This window comes from Leptolyngbya sp. Heron Island J (assembly GCF_000482245.1).
Lineage (GTDB): Bacteria > Cyanobacteriota > Cyanobacteriia > Phormidesmidales > Phormidesmidaceae > Leptothoe.
In genome coordinates, this window is the sequence record NZ_AWNH01000038.1 from 27,104 (window position 1) to 52,163 (window position 25,060).

24 protein-coding genes, 1 tRNA gene and 1 CRISPR repeat array are annotated in these 25,060 nt (G+C 49.4%); of the genes, 12 read left to right on the forward strand and 13 right to left on the reverse strand.

Translation table 11 applies throughout. The annotated features are described in order from the left end of the window. Positions 1-44: 44 nt before the first annotated feature. On the reverse strand, positions 45-1,373 hold the full coding sequence (locus N836_RS50440; RefSeq protein WP_081716846.1) for a serine hydrolase: 1,329 nt from the start codon (positions 1,371-1,373) through the stop codon (positions 45-47). A gap of 56 nt (positions 1,374-1,429) precedes the next feature. Continuing rightward, positions 1,430-2,197: an RNA methyltransferase gene (locus tag N836_RS50445; protein WP_023072407.1), complete on the reverse strand. Its 768-nt coding sequence runs from the start codon at positions 2,195-2,197 to the stop codon at positions 1,430-1,432. A gap of 101 nt (positions 2,198-2,298) precedes the next feature. Here N836_RS50445 and N836_RS74565 point away from each other — a divergent pair, with 101 nt between their 5' ends. Then, complete coding sequence (locus N836_RS74565; RefSeq protein WP_071789041.1) at positions 2,299-2,466, forward strand: DUF2256 domain-containing protein; 168 nt, start codon at positions 2,299-2,301, stop codon at positions 2,464-2,466. A 44-nt stretch (positions 2,467-2,510) separates the two neighbouring features. On the opposite strand, the gene N836_RS50450 is transcribed toward N836_RS74565, so the two are convergent. Continuing rightward, the gene (locus tag N836_RS50450) at positions 2,511-3,134 is read right to left on the reverse strand and encodes a chorismate lyase (protein WP_023072408.1); all 624 of its coding nucleotides are present in this window, start codon (positions 3,132-3,134) and stop codon (positions 2,511-2,513) included. A 226-nt stretch (positions 3,135-3,360) separates the two neighbouring features. Further along, a tRNA-Leu gene (locus N836_RS50455) sits at positions 3,361-3,442 on the reverse strand. 176 nt (positions 3,443-3,618) lie between these two features. Between N836_RS50455 and accC the strand changes: the two genes are divergently transcribed. The 3 genes from accC to argJ all read left to right on the forward strand — a co-directional run bounded on the left by accC (position 3,619) and on the right by argJ (position 6,968). Next, positions 3,619-4,962 carry an acetyl-CoA carboxylase biotin carboxylase subunit gene (accC, locus tag N836_RS50460; protein WP_023072409.1) on the forward strand — a complete coding sequence of 448 codons (1,344 nt, stop codon included), beginning with the start codon at positions 3,619-3,621 and terminating at the stop codon, positions 4,960-4,962. A gap of 23 nt (positions 4,963-4,985) precedes the next feature. Next, the gene (locus tag N836_RS0137855) at positions 4,986-5,522 is read left to right on the forward strand and encodes a hypothetical protein (protein WP_023072410.1); all 537 of its coding nucleotides are present in this window, start codon (positions 4,986-4,988) and stop codon (positions 5,520-5,522) included. 96 nt (positions 5,523-5,618) lie between these two features. Then, on the forward strand, positions 5,619-6,968 hold the full coding sequence (gene argJ / locus N836_RS50465) for a bifunctional ornithine acetyltransferase/N-acetylglutamate synthase (RefSeq protein WP_023072411.1): 1,350 nt from the start codon (positions 5,619-5,621) through the stop codon (positions 6,966-6,968). Between the two features lie 107 nt (positions 6,969-7,075). Here the strand turns inward: argJ and N836_RS50470 are convergent, their stop codons facing one another. Further along, positions 7,076-7,633 carry a tetratricopeptide repeat protein gene (locus tag N836_RS50470; RefSeq protein WP_023072412.1) on the reverse strand — a complete coding sequence of 186 codons (558 nt, stop codon included), beginning with the start codon at positions 7,631-7,633 and terminating at the stop codon, positions 7,076-7,078. Between the two features lie 288 nt (positions 7,634-7,921). Here N836_RS50470 and N836_RS50475 point away from each other — a divergent pair, with 288 nt between their 5' ends. The 3 genes from N836_RS50475 to N836_RS50485 all read left to right on the forward strand — a co-directional run bounded on the left by N836_RS50475 (position 7,922) and on the right by N836_RS50485 (position 10,773). Further along, positions 7,922-8,359, forward strand: a complete 438-nt coding sequence (locus tag N836_RS50475) for a nuclear transport factor 2 family protein (RefSeq protein WP_023072414.1) — start codon at positions 7,922-7,924, stop codon at positions 8,357-8,359. Between the two features lie 2 nt (positions 8,360-8,361). Beyond that, positions 8,362-9,123: a hypothetical protein gene (locus N836_RS50480; protein WP_023072415.1), complete on the forward strand. Its 762-nt coding sequence runs from the start codon at positions 8,362-8,364 to the stop codon at positions 9,121-9,123. A gap of 477 nt (positions 9,124-9,600) precedes the next feature. Beyond that, positions 9,601-10,773, forward strand: a complete 1,173-nt coding sequence (locus N836_RS50485; protein WP_023072416.1) for a pyridoxal phosphate-dependent aminotransferase — start codon at positions 9,601-9,603, stop codon at positions 10,771-10,773. Between the two features lie 629 nt (positions 10,774-11,402). On the opposite strand, the gene N836_RS75280 is transcribed toward N836_RS50485, so the two are convergent. The 3 genes from N836_RS75280 to N836_RS50500 form a co-directional block, all read right to left on the reverse strand. Then, on the reverse strand, positions 11,403-11,570 hold the full coding sequence (locus N836_RS75280) for a hypothetical protein (protein ID WP_200867409.1): 168 nt from the start codon (positions 11,568-11,570) through the stop codon (positions 11,403-11,405). Between the two features lie 132 nt (positions 11,571-11,702). Beyond that, positions 11,703-12,569, reverse strand: a complete 867-nt coding sequence (locus tag N836_RS50495; protein WP_023072419.1) for a universal stress protein — start codon at positions 12,567-12,569, stop codon at positions 11,703-11,705. Positions 12,570-12,680: 111 nt separating this feature from the next. After that, entirely contained in the window at positions 12,681-14,180 is a 1,500-nt protein-coding gene (locus N836_RS50500; RefSeq protein ID WP_023072420.1) for a SulP family inorganic anion transporter, read from the reverse strand. A 461-nt stretch (positions 14,181-14,641) separates the two neighbouring features. Here N836_RS50500 and N836_RS50505 point away from each other — a divergent pair, with 461 nt between their 5' ends. From N836_RS50505 to N836_RS50520, 4 genes are all read left to right on the forward strand, one after another. After that, positions 14,642-15,457: a TlyA family RNA methyltransferase gene (locus tag N836_RS50505; protein ID WP_023072421.1), complete on the forward strand. Its 816-nt coding sequence runs from the start codon at positions 14,642-14,644 to the stop codon at positions 15,455-15,457. Between the two features lie 44 nt (positions 15,458-15,501). After that, on the forward strand, positions 15,502-16,116 hold the full coding sequence (locus tag N836_RS50510) for a Uma2 family endonuclease (RefSeq protein WP_023072422.1): 615 nt from the start codon (positions 15,502-15,504) through the stop codon (positions 16,114-16,116). Between the two features lie 148 nt (positions 16,117-16,264). Next, positions 16,265-16,585 (forward strand): hypothetical protein, encoded by a 321-nt coding sequence (locus tag N836_RS50515; protein ID WP_023072423.1) that lies wholly within the window; start codon positions 16,265-16,267, stop codon positions 16,583-16,585. Between the two features lie 339 nt (positions 16,586-16,924). After that, positions 16,925-17,945: direct repeats of the CRISPR family, unit length 35 nt; unit sequence GTTTCCGTCCCCGTGAGGGGTTTTGGGTATGAAAG. A 553-nt stretch (positions 17,946-18,498) separates the two neighbouring features. Next, on the forward strand, positions 18,499-18,738 hold the full coding sequence (locus N836_RS50520; RefSeq protein WP_023072424.1) for a hypothetical protein: 240 nt from the start codon (positions 18,499-18,501) through the stop codon (positions 18,736-18,738). Between the two features lie 246 nt (positions 18,739-18,984). Here N836_RS50520 and N836_RS50525 read toward each other — a convergent pair whose 3' ends face one another. The 5 genes from N836_RS50525 to pgl form a co-directional block, all read right to left on the reverse strand. Continuing rightward, positions 18,985-20,793, reverse strand: coding sequence for an ABC transporter ATP-binding protein (locus N836_RS50525; protein ID WP_023072425.1), 1,809 nt, complete (start codon positions 20,791-20,793; stop codon positions 18,985-18,987). A 186-nt stretch (positions 20,794-20,979) separates the two neighbouring features. Then, on the reverse strand, positions 20,980-21,675 hold the full coding sequence (locus N836_RS50530) for a lecithin retinol acyltransferase family protein (protein ID WP_023072426.1): 696 nt from the start codon (positions 21,673-21,675) through the stop codon (positions 20,980-20,982). 24 nt (positions 21,676-21,699) lie between these two features. Continuing rightward, positions 21,700-22,185 carry an FHA domain-containing protein gene (locus tag N836_RS50535; protein ID WP_023072427.1) on the reverse strand — a complete coding sequence of 162 codons (486 nt, stop codon included), beginning with the start codon at positions 22,183-22,185 and terminating at the stop codon, positions 21,700-21,702. 99 nt (positions 22,186-22,284) lie between these two features. Next, positions 22,285-23,106 carry an FHA domain-containing protein gene (locus N836_RS50540; RefSeq protein ID WP_023072428.1) on the reverse strand — a complete coding sequence of 274 codons (822 nt, stop codon included), beginning with the start codon at positions 23,104-23,106 and terminating at the stop codon, positions 22,285-22,287. Positions 23,107-23,295: 189 nt separating this feature from the next. Continuing rightward, positions 23,296-24,072 carry a 6-phosphogluconolactonase gene (pgl, locus tag N836_RS50545; protein WP_023072429.1) on the reverse strand — a complete coding sequence of 259 codons (777 nt, stop codon included), beginning with the start codon at positions 24,070-24,072 and terminating at the stop codon, positions 23,296-23,298. A 242-nt stretch (positions 24,073-24,314) separates the two neighbouring features. Between pgl and N836_RS50550 the strand changes: the two genes are divergently transcribed. Next, a complete protein-coding gene (locus N836_RS50550; RefSeq protein WP_023072430.1) occupies positions 24,315-25,049 on the forward strand; it encodes a glycosyltransferase in 735 nt (244 codons plus the stop codon). The last annotated feature ends 11 nt before the right edge of the window (positions 25,050-25,060 follow it).

Here is a 25,060-nt window from a genome sequence, read left to right on the forward strand (position 1 = left end):
GCAAGTATTTGAGGGTGAAGGGGCATTTGCGTCTTACTTCTGAACTACTCCTGAGATTCAGGAAATGTTGGTTCAGGTAATGTATTGTCGGACTGTGGCATAGATTGGGTATTGGTTTCAGTCGAGGCATCACTGGGCTTTAGGGTAGGGGCTTTGCTCATCGTCTGGTATACGGTCTGGGAAATCCGCCGAATTAGCTCTCGGGCACGTCCATCATTTTCAGGACGCTGTACCAGGGCTGCGATCGCATAGCGTTTACCATTGGCCAAATCCATCAACGCCACATCTCCTAGCACTGAGCCAATATCGCCAGTTTTGTTGTAGCTAACCGTTGTCTCACTCACTCCGGCAGGCAATAGTTTTTTGTTATAGGTACGCTGCAAAATATTCATCACCCGATCACGGGAGCGCAGACTTAAAATCTCCCCTTTGTGTAGATGAGCCAACATCCGTACTAGGTCTTGAGCACTGGTGGTATTAGTTCCCTCCAAATCCGGTAGCGGATTGCGCAGAACCGTCATCGTCAAGCCCCAGCTTGCAAACTGCTGGTTGAGTTCTGGTGCTCCCCCCAACAGGTCAATCATCATATTAGTGGCCGTATTATCACTGTTGATAATCATTTGAGTCGCCACTTCTAAAGCGGTATAGCGGGTGCCTGGAGGCTGTACCTGCATATCACCCGAACCGCCAGCAATTTGACTTGATTGCATGGCCAGGGTTTGGTCAACCGTGATCCGCCCATCATCTACAGCCTTAAAAAAGGCCACCAGAATAGGAAGTTTAATCGTACTGGCCGCCGCCACCTCGGCATTACCAGCAACATCCACATAGTTGCCCGTGTCTAAATCAAACATATAGATCGTGGGGGTGAGTTCAGGAATCAGCTCTTGCAGTTCCACCAAGCTGTTCTTGATAGACTCTAATTCTTGTGTAGGCGTCAGCACATCATCGTTAGCTGTCGCCGTTGCCGTAACCGCCGATTGGGTCTCAGCCGCCGTGCTGCTGCTATTGGTCACCTGATCGTCAGCCGGTGTCAACACCGACAACACCGTACCGGCAATAGCCGCTACTCCCAGACCAATAATCAACAAACGAATGCCATACACCAGGGGTAGGGGTAGCTTGGGTAGTAAGGACGCTCGGGGCTGGGGAGGCCAGGCAGACCGAGAACTACGACGAGTGCGACGCACATGGCGAGATGGATCGACCATGTCACCAAACATACCGGTCTTGGGATTCGACGGTGTTGATCGCTGAGATAACCGGACCGCACGGGGACGCTCTCCTGACCGACCCATCGATGCAGAGCGCCGTGACCGTCGCGGTCGACCAGACCGGCGTGATTTAGGATTAGGCTGCTGTGAATCCGTCATAGGTCTGAATACATTGCTAATCGTTGCCCCAAGCGTGATCGATCAGTAGGACTCAACTAGGGGGCTTTAGAATCAATTCCCTGATGGATAGCCCAGTCTATTTGTCGTAGGATACCGCGTAGCATGGCAACATCCTGATTAGACAGGGCAGCACGATGTCCCAGCTGTCGAAATTTACGCATTCGACTGGAAGCCGTATGGGGATAAAGATAGCCGATTTTTAATAAAATCGACTCCAGATGGTGATAGTACCCATCTAGTTGATCCAGGGTAGCCGCTGCACTAGTAGTTGGAGGGGAAGTCAGCGGAACATGCTCGATGCCTTGAGGACGCTGCCCTACCCGAGCCAACTCATAACAGCAGATCGCAACCGCTTGAGCTAAGTTTAGAGACTCATACGGGGGACGGGTCGGAATTTTAATAAAGCGTTGAGCCTGAAGCATTTCATCGTTATTTAGGCCCCGATCTTCAGGCCCAAAGATTACCGCTGTAGGGGATGACTCAAGCACCCAAGGCAAGGCTACCTCAGGAGATTCCAGCGGGGTTTGCAAATCGCGACTACGGGCAGTGGTCGCGATCGCACGCTGACACCCTACCAGGGCTTCCGGCAGAGTGGCTACTATTTGCGACGACTCAATCAGATCGTAGGCATGGACAGCCATTTGTCTGGCATCGTCACTATAGGGGTCACATTGAGGATTGACCAACATCAGCTGAGATAGGCCAAAATTTTTCATCACCCGAGCCGCTGAACCAATATTCAACGGTCCTGCTGGCTCGACTAAAACAATCCGGAGTTGGGCTAAGGAAGTGTCAGAGTGCATGCGATCGCAAACGTTTAAACCTAGACAGACAGCATCACGAGCTGGCCTTTAAGCTAGGTTTTGAGCATACCGTGAGCCCTGAATAACTACCTAACAAAATAATGGCCCGTCAACGTCGAAAGTCTGATTTACCCACCAAAACATGCGCTGTTTGCCAACGTCCTTTCACCTGGCGTAAAAAATGGGCCGACTGTTGGGATGACGTTAAATACTGCTCTGAGCGATGCCGGAAACGACGTAATCAAAGCACCAACCCCAAGCCCCAATAACGCCATTTAGGAGCGTTGCATGCAACGCTCCTAAATGGTTTTGCCTATCGATAGCTAGTTTCGGAGCGCATCGGCCCTAAATAACGCATCAGGTAAGGCGAAAATACCTCGTAAATCAGAGTCAGGGGTTTACCATGGTGCCAAAACAAATAATGGCGGCCCCAAAAGGGTCCTTTTTGGCCAAAGGCGGCTTCTAACGGTGGGCTCCAACCGTAGTAGATACCCTGAATATCCCGATAAAGCTCAGTACGCAGGTTAGCCAGGCTAGCCCAAATTGGCAACGAGCGATTTTTGAGATATTCGTCCACATGGCTAGCCTCCCACCAGGATGTGGCATAGGCTAAACGCTGCCCTGAGGCTGTGCGTAACCACACCTGTCGTCTCAGACGTGGGCCGGGTACATAGCTAATCAGATCAGGAGCACCATCATTGGCCATACCCACTAGAGACATTTCAATGACATCAACCTCGGTGGGCTCGCGCGTCAGCAACTGTAGATGACGCGTGGGAGAGCCGTCACCCAGCATAAGAATTTGCCATGCCGGTGATAGCTGGTCGTGGGGAAGCCCTTGTTTGACAACGGTTTCATCTCCTTGCCAGAGAACATCCAGAGAATGCCATCCCGTGGTTTCCTGAGCCTTTGGTAACGGTCCAAGCGTTGAAGTCAAAGCTATTTACAAAAATTCATGACTGTTTTCATGATAGACGCTTGCCTCAAGCTCTGCAGATCAGACCAGGAGCTTTCTTAATTTGATGGGCTTTATTTGATGGGCTTTGATCGATATTGAGCAGTGCGATCGCAAAAACATCCTACTCACCCTGCTCTGGACAATCACGGCAAAAGCACATGACCAAGCTGAGCAGCTACAGGCAAGCAACTATAAAACTAATAAATGCGGATGGCGAGAATCGAACTCGCATGGCATAAGCCACACGCCCCTCAAGCGTGCGTGTCTACCAATTCCACCACATCCGCAGGATGCCGTTAAGAACAACAGCATATAATAGTAAACCACAAACAGTCGCTTCAATTAAGAGATTTTGTGCATCTAAATTTGAGGGGAATTATCCCAGGTAAGCCTGCGTGGTACGATCAGCTTCCGTCATATGATGCACATAGATAAAAAGTTTCCTTAAGGTAATGACTGGCTGATGCGCTTTTCGAAAATCTTGATTGCGAACCGAGGTGAAATCGCGCTGCGGATTTTACGCACCTGTGAGGAAATGGGAATCGCGACAGTGGCCGTCCATTCCACTATTGATCGCCATGCCCTCCACGTGCAGCTAGCGGACGAAGCCATCTGCATTGGTGAAGCCCCCAGCAGTCGTAGCTACCTCAACGTTCCCAATATTATTGCAGCGGCCATGACCACCGGAGCCAGCGCCATTCATCCTGGCTATGGTTTTCTGGCTGAGAACGATCGCTTTGTCGAAATTTGCGCTGACCATAAAATCGTTTTTATTGGGCCATCGGCTGCAGCCATGCGGGCTATGGGGGACAAATCCACAGCTAAGTCCACCATGCAGCGGGTCAACGTGCCGACAGTTCCCGGTAGCAAAGGTCTGCTAGATACACCCGATGAGGCCATGGCTCTGGCTGCTGATATTGGTTATCCAGTCATGATTAAAGCCACGGCGGGCGGTGGTGGCCGCGGTATGCGCCTAGTGCGGGAAGCAAGCGATATGACAAAGCTGTTTCTTTCGGCTCAGGGCGAAGCCGAGGCCGCTTTTGGTAACGGCGGCATTTATTTAGAAAAGTTTGTCGAGAATCCACGCCACATCGAGTTTCAGATTTTGGCCGACAGCTATGGCAATGTGGTACACCTGGGTGAACGGGACTGCTCGATTCAGCGTCGTCACCAAAAGCTGCTAGAAGAAGCCCCCAGCCCCGCCCTGACTCCAGAGCTACGTCAGAAAATGGGAGAAGCCGCTGTGCGAGCCGCCAAAGCCATCAACTATGTCGGGGCAGGCACCGTCGAGTTCTTGGTTGATAGCCACGGAAATTACTACTTTATGGAGATGAACACCCGTATCCAAGTAGAACATCCAGTGACTGAAATGGTGACAGGCATTGATCTCATTAGAGAACAAATCCAGGTCGCTCAAGGAGAGCGGCTTTCATTTACCCAAAGTGAGATCACCCTCAAAGGACATTCGATTGAGTGTCGCATCAATGCCGAAGATCCTGACCATAATTTTCGCCCGAATCCAGGTCGGATTAGTGGCTATCTAGCACCAGGCGGATTGGGGGTGCGTATGGACTCTCATGTGTACACCGACTATGAGATCCCCCCCTATTATGATTCTCTCATTGGCAAATTAATTGTGTGGGGACCTAACCGCACAACGGCTATCCAGCGGATGAAACGAGCATTAAGAGAATGTGCCATCACTGGATTACCGACCACCATTGGATTTCACCAACAAGTATTAGAACGACCCGAGTTTCTCAAAGGAGAGATCTACACTAACTTTGTCAACCAAATGATGGGCTAAGTTGGTGAGCAAGAGAGAGTTTTATGGCGGACTATCCGGACCAGGTCAAAGTATTCCACCAGGCGCTCTATCGTTTTCGCGGCGTCATGGAGGTGAATACAGGGTTAAAGCCGTTAGATAAGATTCCCGTAAAAGACTACGCACTACCCGGCAAGATGGGAGATCTTCCCCATGCGCTTCTGTATCGCACTCAAGGGGGATTAGCTAATGAAGCCTGGGCAAATACAGATGTGATCTTGTCCTATGATCGGGCAGGCTGGCTAACCCTTGAGTTTCTTGCCTGGTGGGTTAGGGAACAATCGCGCAGCGGAGAACAGATTCAAATGCGCCCCCAGGCTCTATCACCGGTTGCAGGTGAGAACATTCAGTTGGGCCAGACGCTGAAATTTGTTGTCGATCACTTCTGTATCTTGTCTGACCAGAATCCTGAGGCCATGCTAACAATGTTAGCCGTTCGGGGAAACTCTCTGAGTACGGCCATTGAGAGGCATGCTGATGTGCTGGGAGATTTACTGGTAGAGGAAACGACTGCATCAGATATCAGTAGTTCAGAAGAATAGCTGCTAAAGCTTTGATGGTGAGTCGTTGGGGATTACGATAACCTCAAGTTGCGATCGCACAAACAACACAGAACCACAACTAGATAGGGAATAACTATGGAACAGGGGGACAATCAGTGGCAGGTAATTACAGGAGGAGTAACCGCTCCCAAAGGATTTACTGCCGCTGGCATTAGTGCTGGCTTAAAAGCATCGGGAGCCGCTGATTTAGGGCTGATTGTGTCAGAAAATGATGCGATCGCCGCCGCCGTTTACACCCAATCTCAAGTGCGCGCCGCCTGTATAGACTATTGCCAGCAACAGCTAGAAACCCAACCTTCCGCCCGAGCCATTCTCTGCAATTCAGGCCAGGCTAATGCTTGCACTGGTCCACAAGGTTGGGAAGATGCCGTGGCCATGGCCACCGCTGCAGCTAATACTCTCAACACCACCGCCGATCAAATCCTCATCGCCTCCACCGGGGTCATCGGTCAGCGCATCAAAATGGAGCCATTGTTAGCCCACATGCCACAGTTGGTCGACAAGCTCTCTGACCAAGGTAATGACGCCGTCGCCCAAGCCATTGTCACCACCGATCTGGTCACCAAAACCTATGCCTTGGAAACCACCCTTGGCGATCGCACTGTGCGGATGGGGGGCATCGCCAAAGGATCGGGCATGATCCATCCCAATATGGCCACCATGCTCTCGTTTATCACCTGTGATGCCGCCATTTCACCCAGTTTATGGCAGGCCATGTTAGCCCGTGCCGTCGATCAAAGCTTTAACCAAATCACCGTCGATGGTGACACCAGCACCAACGATACCGTCATGGCACTGGCCAATGGCCAATCACGAACCCCAGCCATCACCGCCCCAGGGCCAGACGCCGATCGGCTAGAAGCAATGCTGACAGAACTATGCACCTACCTAGCCAAAAGCATTGCCCGTGATGGAGAAGGAGCCACCTGTCTGCTCGAAGTGTCCGTATCAGGAGCCGCCAACAACCACGATGCTCGACAAATTGCCCGGACCATTGCCGGTTCATCCCTGGTAAAATCAGCCATTTATGGCCGGGACCCCAACTGGGGAAGAATTGCAGGAGCCGCCGGTCGAGCCGGTGTCACCTTAGAGCAAACAGAATTAACGATTATGCTGGGGGATTTTACCCTACTTAAACATGGCCAGCCACAACCCTTTGATCACATGGCTGCCCACACCTATCTCAAGCGCTGTGCGGACTTAAGCTCACAAGCCTTTACCCAATTCCAAGGCTTAGAGCAAGCCAATGATATCGTTGCCGCTGACGGAGGTCAGACAATCGAGCGACAGCCGATTGAGCCTGAAGCCCTAGCACACCCAGTGCACATTGCCGTCAGCATCGGTAGTGGCACGGGTATGGGTAAAGCCTGGGGCTGTGATCTCAGCTACGACTACGTCAAGATTAATGCAGAGTATACAACGTAGGAGACTTGGCAGAATCAGCTCTTTTCACCTGCTACTGCCTGATTACACAGATCAGCCACGCAACTTTGTCGTCACCCAGACCCCCAATAGCTCAAAACAACAACTCATTAAGAGTAATGTCGCGCATGGAGAACCATTTCATCACGCGCACTAATTGCCCAGCTATTGTTAGGTTTTATTTTTAGAGAGAGATTAAAGTCTTGCAGAGCCTCATCATAATGACCCATGAGTTTAAACGTAGTACCACGGGAAATTAGCCACTGCCAACGCTTGGGTCGATCATGTTTGACCAAATAGCTAAAGTCACTGACCGCATTACCATAGTGACCCAAATCACGAAAGATAATCGCCCGATTAGCATAGGCCCAAATATTTTTAGGATCTAAATCAATTAATCGATCCAGATCAACTAGGGCTTCTCGGGTTTGTCCCAAGTGTACATAGGTCAAAGCACGATGCTTCAGCGCTCGCTGATGGTTAGGCTCAAGATCAAGCGCTCCAGTGAAATAAGCTAACGCTTCTGAGTGGACTTGCTGTTTTGCAAGTGCTAAACCGGCATCTACAAGCTGATCAGGCGTTTGGGCAGCCGTTACAACATCAGTGGAAACCCTAGAACTACGACGAGCATGTCGTCTGTTGGAGTTTTTATTAAAAGGCGGGAACATCTGGTGACAAGCTCATCATTGTTGATTAAGCCTATTCTGGCAAAAACACTTAACTTCTTATATAAAAAAGTAAGAATCATCAGAAGATTTCAGGATAGCTTCAAGAAGATTAAAGTTCTTCCTAAGGGGCTAAACCCTAAATACAATAAGGTTTTCAAATACGCACAGAACATCTGACAACAATCACAAATGGTTGTGACAACAATCACAGTGTTGCATCAGGAAGATTTTTTAGAAGATTCATCTTGTCTAAATGCAAAGAAATGAAACCAGGACAAATAAATCGATATGAGTCAAGCAGTCAGTCAAATCCAGGCTATCTATGCAGCCATTAATCGCCGTGATATCGATCAGGCCGTGGCTCTTATTGATGAGCAATGCTGTTACGAAGACCTCAACTTTACTGCCACGTTTATAGGTAGAACTGCCGTCCAGGGCTTGTTTACGAAGTCATGTCAGTCTGTGCCAGAGGAGCTCAAATTTGTCATTGATGACATTGCGGGTGACGATTTAGCTGCCGGTGTTACCTGGCATGTTGAACTCAATGGCATCGCTTTTCCTAACGGCCGTGGAGTTAGCTTTTATCGCTTTTCCCCAAGCGGTAAACTAACATTTGCCCGTGACTGCGTAGAACCCGCTATTAAGCCCGGTAAATCTGCATTTGCGATTATCCGCCTGGTTACCCCTCTAGTACGGTATTGGTTGGGACGTCAAAAGAATAGTTAGCCATGAAAGACCCGACTATACCTCCTGGGCCTGCTTCACCTGAATCTTTACCGCCATCAGCCCATACAGGACTATCTGTGCTGCTTTGGACAGCGACTGTAGGCTATGTAGGACTGCTGCTGCTATCACCTCCCAGCTGGTTACCAGGGGAACCATTATGGGCCATTCAACCAGAAACAATCGATGAGATTCTCAATGAATCTCTCAATTTCTTCTTCATTCTGCCATTTTTAAATATTTTGGGTTTTAGCTATTTACCAGCACCGATGGTGAATCCAGCAGCCCAAGCATTTTTTAATCTGGCAGAAGCCTGGATTTTTATGTTTCTCCCCCTCATGCTCATGGACAAGCGTAGTCGGCACCTACCCAAGATGATGGTCTGGGGGCTAGCGATGTTTCTCACCAATGTATTTTTAATGCCCTATATGGCGTTACGGCTAAAGCAGGAGGTACCTGAGCCGCAAACTATGGTTAGCAAAGGATTACTTGCTCGTTTGTTTGGGGCATTGGGGCTGACCGTGGGTAACTTGGCGATCGTTTGGTTTTGCTTGAACCGACCTGAGTTAGGGGATGTGGCCAGTCGAGTTATCTATCTGGGGCAGCAGATAACTCACGATCGGGTTACCCTGGCGTTTACGGTCGACATAGCTTTGTTTTGGATATTTCAGATCTGGCTCATGGGGGCGATTATCCCCATAGGCCAACGGGTGCGAACCTTACGACTGGTGCCATTTTGGGGATTAGCGATCTGGTTATTGGCCTGATCAAAACTACTTTTGGATACATACCGCTTAATGCCCCCAGTGATTTCCCTCACTGTTCAGCAGTTTTAACATCACAAGGGGTCACCATCCATATCACCTAGATCAATCGGTAATATCACCGGTTTTCAACCATAGAAATCACATCGGAGACGGCGTATCTGAGTGATTATTAGATTAATCCAATCAACGGATTCAATCCAAAAATTGGAGTTCCTGAAAAGCGACACACAGTAATTTCTGCGAATTTGCCGTGCGAGCTGTCTTCCTTGCATTGGGATCTTGCCTGGGCTATGCCCTTGACAAACTCTCCTCACATCGTTTCCTTCACACAGATCAAGAACAAATGCTCCTCTGACAACGTCAGGGGAGTTTTTTTTAGTCATGATTCATGCAAATCATAAAGATTTGCAATCTCCACTACAAATCGATCTAAGCTAGTCAGAATAGGGTTTTGAGCTGGAGGCCAACAGCGTTCTAATGAGTATCAAGTTAGCTGCTAGGGTGCAGCAAGTCACACCTTCGATGACGTTAGCAATTTCTGCCAAGGCTAAGGCTATGCAGGCCGAAGGAATAGATGTTTGCAGCTTTAGTGCTGGTGAACCTGATTTTGATACTCCGGAGCATATTCGGGCCGCCGCTAAGCAAGCCTTGGACGAGGGAAAAACACGCTATGGTCCAGCAGCGGGGGAACCTCGGCTGAGAAGCGCGATCGCAAACAAACTACGCACTGAAAACCAGCTACCCTATAACGCCGAAAATATCATCGTTACCAACGGCGGCAAGCACTCCTTGTATGCCTTGATGATGACCACCATTGAAACCGGGGACGAGGTTCTGATCCCAGCCCCCTACTGGGTAAGTTATCCAGAAATGGTCAAGCTGGCTGGCGGTACCCCAATCATTATGCCAACTACAGCTGAAAACGATTATAAAATCACCCCTGAGCAGCTCCAGCAGGCCATCACCCCTAAAACCAAGCTACTGGTCTTTAATTCCCCGTCTAACCCAACGGGCATGGTCTATAGCCCTGACGAAGTTCGCGCCTTGGCCGCCGTAGTTTTGGCTAATAATATTTGGGTCGTCGCCGACGAAATTTACGAGAAAATTCTATACGACGGGGCTCAGCACCTCAGCATTGGCGCAGTGAGTGAGGCCATGTTTGAGCGCACCATTGTCAGCAATGGCTTTGCCAAAGCTTATGCCATGACCGGCTGGCGACTAGGTTATTTGGCGGGTCCGGTTGAACTGATTAAGGCCGCCAATACATTGCAAAGTCAGAGTACATCGAACGTATGTACCTTTGCTCAGTATGGTGCGATCGCAGCTTTAGAATCCTCCCAGGACTGCGTTGAAACCATGCGCCAGGCATTTGCCAAACGCCGTACCGCCATTATCGACCTGGTCAATGCTATTCCTGGTCTCAACTGCACCATCCCCGAGGGCGCATTTTATTTATTTATAAACATCAGCAAAACCGGTTTAACATCCCTGGACTTTTGCACTCGACTACTGAACGAGAGATATGTAGCAGCGGTTCCAGGCGTCGCCTTCGGCGCTGACAGCGGCATTCGCATTTCCTATGCCACTGACATGGCCACCATTGAGAAAGGCATAGAACGTCTCAATGATTTTGTACAACAGATTGCTTAAACGGGCATCAGATCTGAATTCTGAATTGGACGAATAAACATTGCAAATGAGTAGTGAATGAGGGCTAACATCTAGCCTGTCAGACCATAACTAACTAAGCGCCTATCCTCTCCTTCGCAGGAGAATCCAAGAGCTGAGCATGGAGACGTTAGCTAGACATTAGCGCTATGAAAAAGTAGAGAATGAACCTAGGCATATCCCTTGATATTGCTAATGCAACAACAGCCATAACAGGCTGCAAGTAAGCATATATCAATGGGTTTAATCATCTAAAGGATGCTGATACCGTGATATCCATAACAGTGATTAGAGCACAACAATGAGTCAACGTGTGTCACTCATCTCCATGCTACTATGAACGTTCTACAGAAGTTTTGAGGTGTTCCCGGAGAATTGTTGTTAGTTTGCCTCCAGGTTTCACACAGGGCATTCTCAAAATTGTTGAGGTATTACATGCTCCTACTGAAGCCATAAGCTTTTTCAAGCCTTTGAAAATTGTTGAGTTTAAATAGATAAATGTTGTTAGCCTGAAAATTCTTAGAAGAATTTAATCCAGAAATTCCGGACAACAAGGATATTTCAGGTAAATTCAGAGCTTGACCCTGATCAAAGAGCACTAACACAGCCATCTAATTTGCATCCAGGTTGTCCTGCAGACCGTCACCGATACAATTAATATTCAAAAAATTACTACTCCAAACAGTCAGAAAAATTGCAGCTCCTGGAAAAACAGCCATGTGGGGAGCGCTGTCTAAATAATCTTGAGCGGGATAGAGCATCCGCCCCCAGGTTGTCACATTGGACGGAAGGAAAGCCCAACCCCAGAAAAACCAGCATCGCCTCGGTCAGAACAGTATCGCAAACAAACACAGATGCTGAAGATGCCTTTTCCAACTGAAGCAACAGCAGCGTCACTCAAGCTACTAATACTAACGGAACAATAATACCGGCACCTGAACACTTCTTAGGAGCTGAACCGTAGTGCTGCCGATCACCAGATGGCGTATGCGATTGTGGCCATAGGCACCCATCAACAACAGGCTGATCTGATGCTGCTCGATATAGTTACCGATGACTTTTTCAGGATCGCCGCTGATCAGTTGAGTAGTTGAGCTAAGTCCCGCCTGTTGCAGTGTAGTTTGGGCAGCCGCTAGCTCCTGGGATTTCACAGTATCCGAGTCGGACTTAGCTACCGTTAACAAATGAATCTCGACATCCTTGAACCCTGCGGCACTATCCACCATAAAGTTCAACACCCGTTTGCTCGTTGGGCTACCGTCATAGGCCAGCAGCAGTCGCTCAATCGGCATAAATTTCTGAGGTGTGACCAGGCAAGGCTTGGTACTACTACGCACAATGCGATCGATGTTGGCCCCCAGGTGCCCTGAGGCAAAGTCTGCGGCCTCGCCCCGCTTACCCAGCACCACCATGTCAGCGTCCGCCTCAAAGTCATGGAAGCAGTCCACCAAGAAACCAGTGGGGTTGAGTAGTTCTATATCGCTTAGCCCTTCCGCTTTGAGTATCTGGTCAGCGTTTTGCAAAATTAGCCGCGCTCGTTGGTTATTGAGTTTGGCTTTTTCATGCTCCAGGTTGACCAAATCATTCAGTAGCTGATCTGATGCTCCCAGACCAATGCTGCCACTGAAATTACCAGTAGAAACGACCTTTTGGCTACGAATATCGGTAACGTACAGAACCTTGGTTTGAGCCTGGAATTTTTGAGCAAACCAGGCTCCATAGCGGTAAATGCCCTCTGCAAAGGCAGACCCGTCGGAGCACAGCAGAATCGTTTTCATAGGGGGATGTTTTCTTGAAAGAATGCGGTCTAGCGCAGCGATGCTAGTAGTTTATCAGGACGTTTTTATGGTTCGGACTACCCCTCGGTAGGGGCATTCCATGGAATGCCCCTACCGAGGGGTGGCAACAAGTTCCTCATCAGTCGCGAGGCGGTTCAGCAGAGTAGCACTGGCTTGATTGAGCCCCACCACAGTCACATCTACCCCTTTACGGCGAAATTTTTGTACTGTTTTGTCTAGAACTTCCACAGCTCCCTGGTCCCAGAGTTGGGCACTGCTTAGGTCAATGGTGACCTGCTCAACAAATTCAGCAAAGTTGAAGGATGCCGAAAATTCATCGCGAGACAAAAAGAAAATTTGTCCAGATACTTTGTAAATGCGGTGGGTTCCGTCTTCGCTCAGTACCTTATCGACAAATACCAGCTTGGCCACTTTACGGGAGAAAAACACCGTACTCATAACAATGCCCGTCGCCACCCCCAGGGCAAAGTTGCGGGTAAAAATGATCACAAACATCGTCGTCAACATCACAGCCACTTCACTGCGGGGAACGCGGCGCATATTGGTAAACGACGACCAGCGAAAGGTACCGATGGACACCATGATCATGACCGCCACTAGAGCCGCCATCGGCATCTGTCGCACCCAATCTTGCAAGAACAAAATGGCAATTAGCAAAAACACCCCAGCCGATAGGGTGGAAAGACGACCGCGACCGCCGGACTGCACGTTAATTACCGACTGACCAATCATGCCGCATCCGGCCATACCGCCAAAGAAAGCAGTGACTATATTGGCGACACCCTGTCCCTTTGCTTCCTGGTTTTTGTCACTGGGGGTATCGGTAAAATCATCCACCAGCGAGGCGGTAAGAAACGAAGCTAGCAGCCCCACAACCGCCAAAGTTAGAGAATAAGGCAGGATAATTTCCAGAGTTTCCAGGGTGAAGGGAATCTGGGGCAGGGCAAACACAGGCGGTGCGGTGGGCAGCTCACCCATATCGCCTACGGTGGGTACGTCTAAACGCAGCGCGATCGCAGCAATCGTCATGACCGCCAGCGCCACCAGTGGGGAAGGCACTACCTTCGTAAAGCGCGGCAGAATATAGATAATCCCCAGGGACAACACCGTAAGCACATAGACCATCGGGGGCACATTTGTCAGCTGAGGCAGCTGCGCCAGAAACAGCAGCACTGCCAGAGCATTGATATAGCCAATCATCACCGCTCGGGGCACAAACTTCATCTGACGCCCTAGTTTGAGCAGCCCAAATATCACCTGGAAAACGCCGGTCAAAAAAGTAGCCGCTAGCAAATATTGCAGTCCGTGCTCCTTAACCAAATCCACCATCAGTAGGGCCATGGCCCCAGTCGCCGCTGAGATAGACGCCGGTCGTCCACCGAGGAAAGCGGTAATCACCGCAATAATGAAGGAAGCATATAGACCCACCTTGGGGTCAACCCCAGCAATGATCGAAAAGGAGATGGCCTCCGGAATCAGCGCCAAACCCACCAGAGCCCCGGCCAGAAGGTCATCCTTGGGATTAAGCAACCACTCCCGTTTAAGGGCACGCAAATTTAGGGACCGAACGTTGAGATTGGAAATATTCAAGGGTTCTCCTTCAGCCTGAAAAAATAAAATCTGGGTGGATAATGAAAGCTGTCTGCCCGCAAGCCAGACACGTTAAAACCTCAAACGGTAGGTTTGAGTCTTGGTAGCGATCGCAACGCACAGCCCATGGGACCTAGCATCAGCTGAAACGTTGTAGCGGTAAGACAGGAAGTTGCGACCTCAATTCTTGATCTCGACTAAAACAGCCAAGAGAGCACCGTTGCTCATGAGTACATTTACTTAACATTTCTTTGCCTATTTATATCTAAAGGCAAATTGGCAGCAGTGTCTAGGGGGAAAGAAGCAAGAGAAGCGTTCCCTGAGTAGAGTCGAAGGGAACGACTCCGCTCAGGGAACGCCGGTCGTGTTGGCTTCGGCTCTGCTCAGGGAACGGGATGCAGGTTTGAGCAAAATGGTAGGGTGAGCATTGCCCACTATTCCTGATAAACATCCCACCCGCAATGGCCAAACAACGCTTGGATATGTATTTGGTAGAGCACGGGCTGTGCGAGTCGCGGCAGCAGGCTCAGCGCTGTATTCGGGCGGGTGAGGTCAAGGTGAATGAGGTGGTAATTGATAAACCGGGCACCCCCATTAAAGAGGGAGCCGTCGTGGTCCTCAAGCAAAAGTCACCCTATGTATCACGGGGTGGGGAGAAGCTGGTAAAGGCAATAGAGCAATTTGGCGTGGAGGTGGAAGGACGCATTTGCTTAGACGGCGGTATTTCCACCGGCGGCTTTACTGACTGTCTACTACAAAACGGAGCCCAACAGGTTTATGGCATTGACGTAGGCTATGGTCAAGTCGCCTGGAAAATTCGCCAGGACCCGCGAGTTATCCTACGAGAACGTACTAATCTACGGCATCTCACACCGGAGGAGTTATATGACAACACCGCTCAGCGACCAGACCTGGGGGTGATGGATGTATCGTTTATCTCGCTGACAAAAGTTCTCCCTGCCTTTTGGCACCTGATGACAGGCGTAAGAGAATGTGTTTTGTTAGTGAAACCCCAGTTTGAAGTGGGAAGAGAGAAAATTGGCAAGAAAGGTGTAGTACGCGATCGCAAGGCCCATGGAGAGGCGATCTGGCAGGTATATGAGGCAGCGCAGCAACTGGGCTGGCAGGCCAAAGGACTGACCTGGTCACCGATTCGTGGACCAGCCGGTAATATTGAGTATTTGCTATGGCTGGTAGCTAATGGAGGAACGATAGAGTTAAGTGAGGATGCAGTTATGGAGCTAACCCAGACCGCCTGCGAGTCATTGACTAGTTAACTGACGCTACAATCAAGCATGTGTAGAAGCTCAATCTAATTGCTATGGTTGCCTTACCCGAGCAGTATATAAGCGTCGATGAGTATCTGCGACTTGAGGCCGAAAGCCCCATCAAACATGAGTATATTGATGGTCAGATCTATGCCATGGCCGGGGCAAGCGATAGCCATGTGACGATTGCAGGCAATCTATTTGCATTGCTTCGATCACACATACGAGGGACTGGCTGTCGTGTGTATATTTCTGACATGAAGGCTCGGGTTGACATGCGTAATCGCTTTTTTTATCCGGATGTAATGGTGACTTGCGACCCCCAGGATCAGGAAACGTCCACTTACAAGCGGTTTCCAAAGCTGATTGTTGAGGTGTTGTCTAAGTCAACAGAAGCGTTTGATCGAGGAGATAAGTTTTTAGCGTATCAAGCATTAGAGAGTTTGCAAGAATATGTGGTGATCAACACTCGACACCAGCGGCTAGAAATTTTTCGTCGCAATGAGTCTGGCCTGTGGGTATTACAGGTTTATAGTGCAGAGAATGAGACTTTTGAATTAAAGACAGTTGATTTCATGGGCACCTTTGCTGAGCTATACGAAGATGCTGTTTTGGAGCCTACTGAAATTCCTGATGAGGTGCGAATAGAATACGACATATTCGAGTAAGATGCGTTGCAACACACCTTATCGCCAAGGAGGCTGACTACCATGGATAGTGGGCCAATACAGGTAAGCGAGGATCCGAATGTTTATATGTAGTGTGTAATGTTAGCAATGCACACCTTGGCTGCGCTATCTGGGCTTGGAGCAATAGATGTCATCACTTGACAATCGCTTCGGCATAGAATCAAGCTATTCTAATTATCAAGTTGCTCTGGCTAAAAGCAGCAACTCGATAGGAATTTCAGAAATCATCAATTCTCTCAATAAAAATGGAACGATCACTATCATTCCTTCAGAATCGAATATCTTAGAAAGAACTAGTTATTTAGTTGCTTACACTCTAAAAAGTTATAAGGCTCTTCGGGATCTAGTTTGGGGTTTGAATCAGGGCAACAAGCTGATAGTTCGTTCTGAGGGTAATACTTTAGAAACTAGCGACTTTCAAGACATAGTATTGGTTCAAATTGATTGAGAAAAGGTTTTAGCGTCTTGTTTCAGCCTGCACCAGAATTACGATTAGCAGAGGTGCGTTAATGGTTGGAGGCATTGCGTTGTGAGTAAAAAATTACCGAAACACCGTAGGTTGGGTTGAAATATCTCTTGAATCACATCCAACCCTGATCACCACCCCAAAACCCAACATTCTGACAAGGGAAAAAACCACTCGTGATTTGGATAAAAAGGTGCGCTCTCATTATGGGCAATGATATTGGAGTTGTTGGGTTAATAGAAGCTTTTGCGGAAGAGCACAAAATTTGGGAGAGGTGTTAACCCAACCTACGAGGTAATTTTTGAGAGCCAATATGCGGTCGTTTCCGTCCCCGTGAGGGGTTTTGGGTATGAAAGTATCTCGCTAATTGAGATATCGAAGATCAGCCGTTTTGAGGGGTTTCCATCCCCGTGAGGGGTTTTGGGTATGAAAGACGCAATTCTAAACTGATCCTTTAGCTACGCCAAAGCGGGTTTCCGTCCCCGTGAGGGGTTTTGAGTATGAAAGTGAACTTAGAAGTAAGGGGTATATAGTCTAATGCCACCAGAAGTTTCCGTCCCCGTGAGGGGTTTTGGGTATGAAAGTCCATCCAATACAACCGTTTAGTGAAATGAAAGGGAGTAAGATGTTTCCGTCCCCGTGAGGGGTTTTGGGTATGAAAGCATTGCGATGTCGAGCAATACGATCAGTTAGGGGATCTTGCGTTTCCGTCCCCGTGAGGGGTTTTGGGTATGAAAGATATTGATTGGCAACCAAAGTGGGTGGACAACCCAGAGCTTCCGTCCCCGTGAGGGGTTTTGGGTATGAAAGTCTTGAAGATGGCCGTGTAACCCCCAGTGAAGTGGCCACAATGGCATCAGAAGTCGCTGCAAGTTTCCGTCCCCGTGAGGGGTTTTGGGTATGAAAGAGAAACAACGGTTAGCTAAGGAACGTGCTGCAATGTGGGTTTCCGTCCCCGTGAGGGGTTTTGGGTATGAAAGCACCTGAGCTTAACGTTGGCTCAGAGGGCTCTAGGTTTCCGTCCCCGTGAGGGGTTTTGGGTATGAAAGTATAAAGCGGTACAAAGAAACAACCACAAGCGCTATTAGTGTTTCCGTCCCCGTGAGGGGTTTTGGGTATGAAAGGGGATATGCCGGGAGATGATGATATCGTTTCATACGACTGTTTCCGTCTCCGTGAGGGGTTTTGGGTATGAAAGATATCTTCGTAATGAGGTAGTTGAAAAAGACTACCGTTTCCGTCCCCGTGAGGGGTTTTGGGTATGAAAGTAAAAACCTTTTGCCCTTGGAGGCTCAAATAAATCTTTTGTTTCCGTCCCCGTGAGGGGTTTTGGGTATGAAAGGCTTCCCTGAAGAGCCCTTGCCTGGTAGGAATCCTGGCGGACAAATCGACGCATGTCAATTTTGACAACGGAACATTCTACAAAATCGCCCTGCTTGCCCTCCGTTCAGCAGCTGAACGCCAGGTATAACAAGGCATCGACGCACATCGACGAAATTATAAGGTTTTCAAGGTTCAAGGGGAGTGCGTAGAAACCCCACTTCTATAGGTAAAAATACCTCAGAAATTACCGCGCCAGCCTATATTTTAACCTTCATTAATACAATTGCTCAGGGTCAGCATTTTTTGGCTTGACTAAACCCTAAAACCCGGTCTACAGTTACCCAATGCCAGTAGGGGCATTGCATGTCCTTACAGACAAACCGACTAGAACCTAATATCTTGGCACCGTCGGCAGGTGTTCGCACCACCTGGCCGACGGCTACCCACGGATTCGCAAGCAATCCATGGGATTGGGTTATTATGCCCTACCCCCTGCGATTTGCCATGTCTTTTTGTGGGGGGCTAGGGTTTAGGTTCTGGCTTTCCTTCCACTTCAATGGAGAACCAGACCCATGTTTCAAGACCCAACTTCCGGCGCAGCCGCGTCGACAAATCAGCCTGCACCGTTGCCAGAGTATGCCTACGAATCCGGACGGCATCTGCTGTTTGGCAGTCTCAGCTTTGTTCAGGCAAACATTAAGCTGTTGCATAAGCTGCACTATGCCGAGCCTAACGACTGGAGCTGTCCGTTGCCGACAGGGCAACCCAACGAGGTGATGGCGATTTTGATCAAACGGGTGCGGGTGGATTAATCGCTGCTTGAGAATGGTGGGTAACAAAGGGTTTGGTGCATTGTTAAAGGTGTGCCGGAAGGGGTGTTACTCACCCTACAAACTATCAACCTTTTTGCTTCCCGAAACCCAACATTGCTCACACTCCGCCCCTCAATGGATAACCCTATGGGAGCGTGAATCTCCTCATTGGTGAAACATATTGATTTGTTGGGTTACGAGGAATGTTGCAGGGTGCGAAAGATACAGGAGTGGGTTTAACCCAACCTACTCCAATAGCTCGCCGGTTTCTTGGAGCTGATGTAACCGCTGATAAAGACCGCCTTGGGTCAATAGCTCACCATGACTGCCCACTTCGCTGATGCGGCCCTGGTCGAGTACAACAATCTGATCGGCTTCACGAACGGTGCTCAGGCGGTGGGCAATGATGATCAGGGTGCGAGTACCGAAGAGCGATCGCATCGCCACCTGAATTGCCCGCTCCGATTCATAGTCTAAACTCGAAGTTGCCTCGTCAAATACCAGCACATCTGGATTCATAATCAAGGCCCGAGCAATGCCAACCCGCTGCCGCTGACCGCCCGACAGCCGCACACCCCGCTCACCCACCGTTGTCAGATAACCATGGGGCATTTGCTGAATAAAGTCATGGGCCTGGGCGATTTTACAAGCCGCCTGCACCTGCTCCACCGTCGCCTCTGGATTACCGTAGAGTAGGTTTTCCATCAGCGTGCCATTAAAAATATCCACCTCCTGATGAACAATGGCCAACCGCCGTCGATAGCCAGTAATGTCTAAACGCCGTAGATCTTGACCATCCATTAAAATGGCACCAGATTGGGGCTCAAAATAACGAAACAACAGCTTCACCAACGTCGATTTACCCGACCCCGAACGCCCCACTAACGCCACCGTCTGTCGGGGCTGAATCAGCAGCTCAATATCCTTGAGAACAGGTTTGTTGGACACATAGCCAAAGGTTACCTGGTTAAAGTGGACCTTGCCAGTAAATCGATAGCCAGGGATATCGTCACTCAGCTGCCCCGCGTCCATCCCAGGCGGTAACGACACAAACTCCTGAAACCGAACCATCGCCCCATAGCGGCGCACAAACATTTCCGCCAGGTCACAGATGGGGTCAACCTCGGCATAGGCCATACTGGACAGCGTCAGAATAGTCACAAAGTGACCGAGGGAAATACTGCCTTGTAGGGTGGCCCAGAGAGTTAGGGCCAACACCGCAAAGGTACAGCTTTGCACAAATGTACGTTGCCAGGTACTCAGTTTGATGTAGCCCAGGTGAATGCGATAATCAACCACCTTAAATTCTCGATCTAAACGCTGTTGTTGGCGTTTTAGCTCACGCATTTCTGTCGCAAAAGCCTTGACCGTTTTGATATTGGTGATAATTTCCGAGGTGCGACTCTCGGTGTTTTCCATGTACTTATCAAGCTTTTCTTCTTGAAAGGATAAGTGCATTAGGCGGGTGAAACTGTAGCCAATAATGACTAAAAATGAACACAGCACCACCAGAGCAATCGGCCAGTCCATGCAGGCAATCACGACGAAAATGCCAAATACGCGGATCAGCTTGGGGATAAACTGGCCGACAATTTCTGGATAGGTCCAGGTGTAATTTGCCAGCCCCTTGGCAACTCTAGCAGCAATACGCCCAGGATTGTTTTCATCATAAAACTCTAACGGTAGCGTCAAAATTTTCTCTAGCGAACGCCGTGATTTATCTCGCCGTGCCCGCAACGCCGTATCCCAATTAAACCAGGGACCAATCCATGGCTGTAGGGGAGCTCGACCAATGGAGAGTATCCCCACTAATCCTAATAACACTAACAGGGAAAACGTAGAGGTGATGGGCTGTTGCAAGATTCGGGCTACAAGCGCAATCACGTTCTCTAATGGCCGATCTAATGGCTGTTGTGAGAGCACATTAAGAATTTGACCGATGGCATAGGGAACGAAGAGATCCAGAATCTCAAATAGACCCATAGCAGTGGCATTCAGCAGCGTAATCAGCCAGTATTGCCGATAGTATTGGAGAATCTTGAACAGCTTAGCCACGGGATACCTCCTGATGTCATTTCACTCATGACGTTTTTTGTATTACACACAGACTACATATCGTAATTCGCAAACTATGGATCGACAAGGTGGTTAGGCAGTGGTGACCACCTACATTGGGTTTTACCAGGGAAACCCCTGTAGTTCATGTGCGCTTTGGTAGCGGTTTAAGCAGTCGCCTACGACTTACATGATCTCGCTTTGACTCAGGCGTTTTAATGCTAGCGTTTGATCGGTTTGGATGGAGATCTGTAGATCCGACAGGTCCTGGAGCTGCTGCTGCAGCGCTTCTGCTTTTTTCTTGGCATCACGACGTTTGTATAATGCTGCCCGAGCAAGATCGTCACGACCACGATTGAGGGCGGCTTGGGCCACCTTTTTCCACTGCTCACTATCAGCCTGGGCTTGCTCGTATTCTGGTAGAACGGTGTTGGTTGCGATCGCAATATTCTCCAACGCCCTGGTAAATAAATCCAAAATTGCCTGAGGACTTTGTTGTTGAGCCGCTTGCCGTGTTACCCCTCTAGGCAGCTTGATTTGATCTGCCCGCAGCCCAAACTCATTCAGCTGTGGACTCACATTTTTTCCCGTTTTACACCAATTGGCAAAATGCTCACAGTTATTAAAAAACAAGTTATAGCGCTGCTCTCCCAAACGGCTTTCAGCCCGGCTGAGCACCACATCCGGAATAAAGGAGACCGGCTGAGTTAGCGTATATACCGGATTGCCGCGAGCAAATCCATCAAAACTGGTGCAAGCCACGGTTGCTGTACCCACCTTACGATAGTGAATAATGCTGCCGTCACCACAATCGATACCATGATGCTTGTAGGGAACACCCATCACATCCCGCATCACATAGACCTGATCGCCTCTGGCCATAGGAAATGCACCTAGGAAATGTACCTACGCCAGCCCTTGAGCATCGTCCTTAGATTTTGGATTGCTATTATCAGGCGGCGTTCTATCCCGAATATCTGTCTTGACTACGTCAAGATCAGTTCTGACCGGCTGTCTTGGTGAACCATGGCCAAATTGCTGTTTACGACGGGCAAGGAGTTCCTTAATCGAAGCCGCCGATGATTTCTCCGGCTGATCAATACTAATTTGTAGGTTAGGCCCCGAGCGAGCCAGCCGCACCACAAGACCATCCTCAGCCGTAACCTGCTTTATGCGCTTCCCGTCTAGATAGGTGCCATTAGTACCTATACTCTGAATCGCCCAACCAGCTACATCTTTATGAATCTCCAAATGGTGTCGAGAAACAACTGCGCTGTAAAGAACAACATCATTGTCAGTAGAACGGCCAATCCTAATGACGTCTTGTTCCTCAAAGGACCAGTTTTGTATGGGAGTTTTATTCAGCGGGTGGAGTAACGATAGGGTAATCACGTTAATACATCGAAGGGCAATGTAACAAGACTGACAGTTTCCAGGTGATAGCTAGATTAGTAGATCCATACCTTTGATGGCCTTTAGGCAAGTTAACCTTTAGGCAAGTTGAAAAATAAAGCTCACCTTATCACCTTTTCCAAGGGCAATACGATCTCCAGGGCGCAAACGATGTCGATTACCTGCGGCAAGCGGCAGATTATTGATGTACGTACCGTTGGAACTGCCAACATCCTCAATATAGTAGACATCGCCCTCAATACGGATATTGGCATGCACCCGAGATACAATTTCTGACTCTGGAAAGCCAGAAACGTCTATATCTGGCGGTATGCGATCATTGGGCTTACCAATATGGACTACGTCCAGTCCAATAGGTAACTCCACTGGCGTATCGGTTTGGACATGGAGTAGCTTGGCCGTCAGACTCTGAATTTGGGTCTGGGGGGCGATCGCATTAGCCGCTGGCTGGGTAATGGGCGGCTCGGTATAAATATCGACAGCCGTAGGAATGTTTGCAGGAATCGGATCGTCTGGCAGTGGTGGTGGTGGCACCACGAGTAGCGGGTCCAGTGAGACTAAAGGGTCGAGTTCTATCGGTTCTGACGAGGGTTCAGCGAGTGCCGCTGAAGGCTCAGCTGGTGCCGATGAGGACTCAGCTGAGACAGGAACTGGCGGCACTGCTGCCGTTACGGGTTCCGGTTCCAGCACTTGTGGCTCCGGTAGTGAAGAGTTGGATACTGGAGCTGCAGCAGGTTGATTGGCTAAGCTATGACCGCACTGACCGCAAAAACTGGCATCTGCCTGAGCTGTTGCACCACAGTTGGAACAGGTGATTAAAGCAGGTAATGGAGTGTAACAAGCCTCACATTGGGAAGCACCATCTGGATTCTGATAATTACAGTTTGGGCAAATAATCATAGCGGTCGGGTTTGCGCTCTAGCCATGTATAAACTACACGGTTTCGACGATTTTCTGCGGATGGTTTGGGAGAACTATAGGCAATCTTTGACTTTAGTCCGTATTCATAGCCTACATAAGCTACATGGAGACAGAGGGGCATCCCCCCCGGAGGCGGCCCTTTCTCCAGGAGGGACAAGATCTAACGGGTTAATGCACCGTGCGTTCAATAGCGGCGGGGAGTCCCTGGCTGGCGTCTAAATCCAGCAGCCACCGGAGTTCACCGACGGGTGCAATCAGCCGAGCTGGGTATGCTGCACTATCAGCAGTGGGGGCAAATACCTGGGAAAGGGCTGTTTGTTTGTTGGCACCTGCCACTACAAACAGGACATGACGAGCTTGATTAATCACTCGACTGGTTAATGTAATTCTGGGCTGCCCATCTTTATTGCCGACAGTCACCCAACGATCAAATTCTTTGAGGGCCAAGGTATGGGGAAATAGGGAGGCAGTATGGCCGTCATCTCCCATGCCTAGCAACATCAGGTCAAACTGCGGCAGCTCGTCTTTGGAGGAGGTGTTAAAGCTACCCATCAGGCTCTGCTGATAACGCTCGGCTGAAATTTCAGGAGAATCCGTGTCGGTGGGAACAGCAAAGATATTATCTGCCGGGATAGCAACGTGGTCGAGCCAGGCGTCACGGGTCATTTTGGCATTGCTGTCAGGGTGGGTGGCAGGCACGTAACGTTCGTCTCCCCAATAGACATAGAGCTGGTCCCAGGGTAACTCCGTTTGGGCTAAGGCTTGATAGAGCGGCTTGGGGGTACTGCCACCGGAGAGGGCAATGGAGCAACGGCCACGGGTTGCGATCGCATCACGGATCAGTTCAATCACCTGGTCGGTGGCAGCGGCCACAAGCGCCGCTTTATCGGCATATACATGCACTAACGGTACAGATTTTTCTGAGGAGGGTGGGGCGACAGTCATAGGTCACAATCAAAACGTATTCTCTGAACGCTACCTCAGCTAATCCAGACTGCTCACGACTCTTAATAGACTTTGTATTATTCTGAGCAGTCGTAGCGTTAACCAAGATGTGCACCTAAAGTTGACAACCCCTCAATGGGATCTGAGCAATGGGATTTGAGCAATGGGATTTGAGCGGTTGTATCAAACCGCTCGCTAAGGGCGTAACATCTGCGTTAGCCATGCCAGGAGAGCAATAGGTAGTGAGTGTAATTTCTGTTGTTTTGCCTTGCCTTAATGAAATCAGACATGGCTATTTGCCACGCATTCTGGACAATCTAGCCCTACAGTCTGGAGCCAAGCAAATCATCATCGTCATCAGCCCGAGCACTGACGGCACCCACGATGTGATTATCCAACATCCAGCTGCGGCAGATTTTAAGCTCGTTTATACAGATGCCACCAATCGCGCCCAGCGGCTTACCGTTGGCATTGAAACCAGCCAGGGCGACGTTGTGCTGCTGCACCATCCAGCTACGCTGCTGCCACCGGATGCCCTCTCTCAAATTAGGGCGCTCATGGCTAATGACACGGTCACCTGGGGAGGGTTTCGCCATAGCTTTGATGTGGACCACTGGCTGCTGCGGTTTACCTCCTGGTATTCGACTACCCAACGGCCCCGCCTAAGCCAGATTCTTTATCTTGACCACTGCATTTTTGCCCGCCGAGGGGCACTGATGGACATTGGTGGAGTTCCGGATATGGACATTTTTGAAGACACGGCCCTAAGCAATGCCCTGAGTCAGTTTGGGCCACCGTACCTGGCACCGGGGACCATTGTGACCTCCGCCCGTCGCTTTAAAGAACGCGGTATTTATAAGCATGCGGCCCTCAATCAACTCCTCAAGTTGATGTATCACGCTAGGTTAGATCCTAAAAAGATGAACTGGCTCTATGAAGGTAAGAGCCAAATCAACGTAAACTACGACCAAAAATAAGTTTTGCGCGC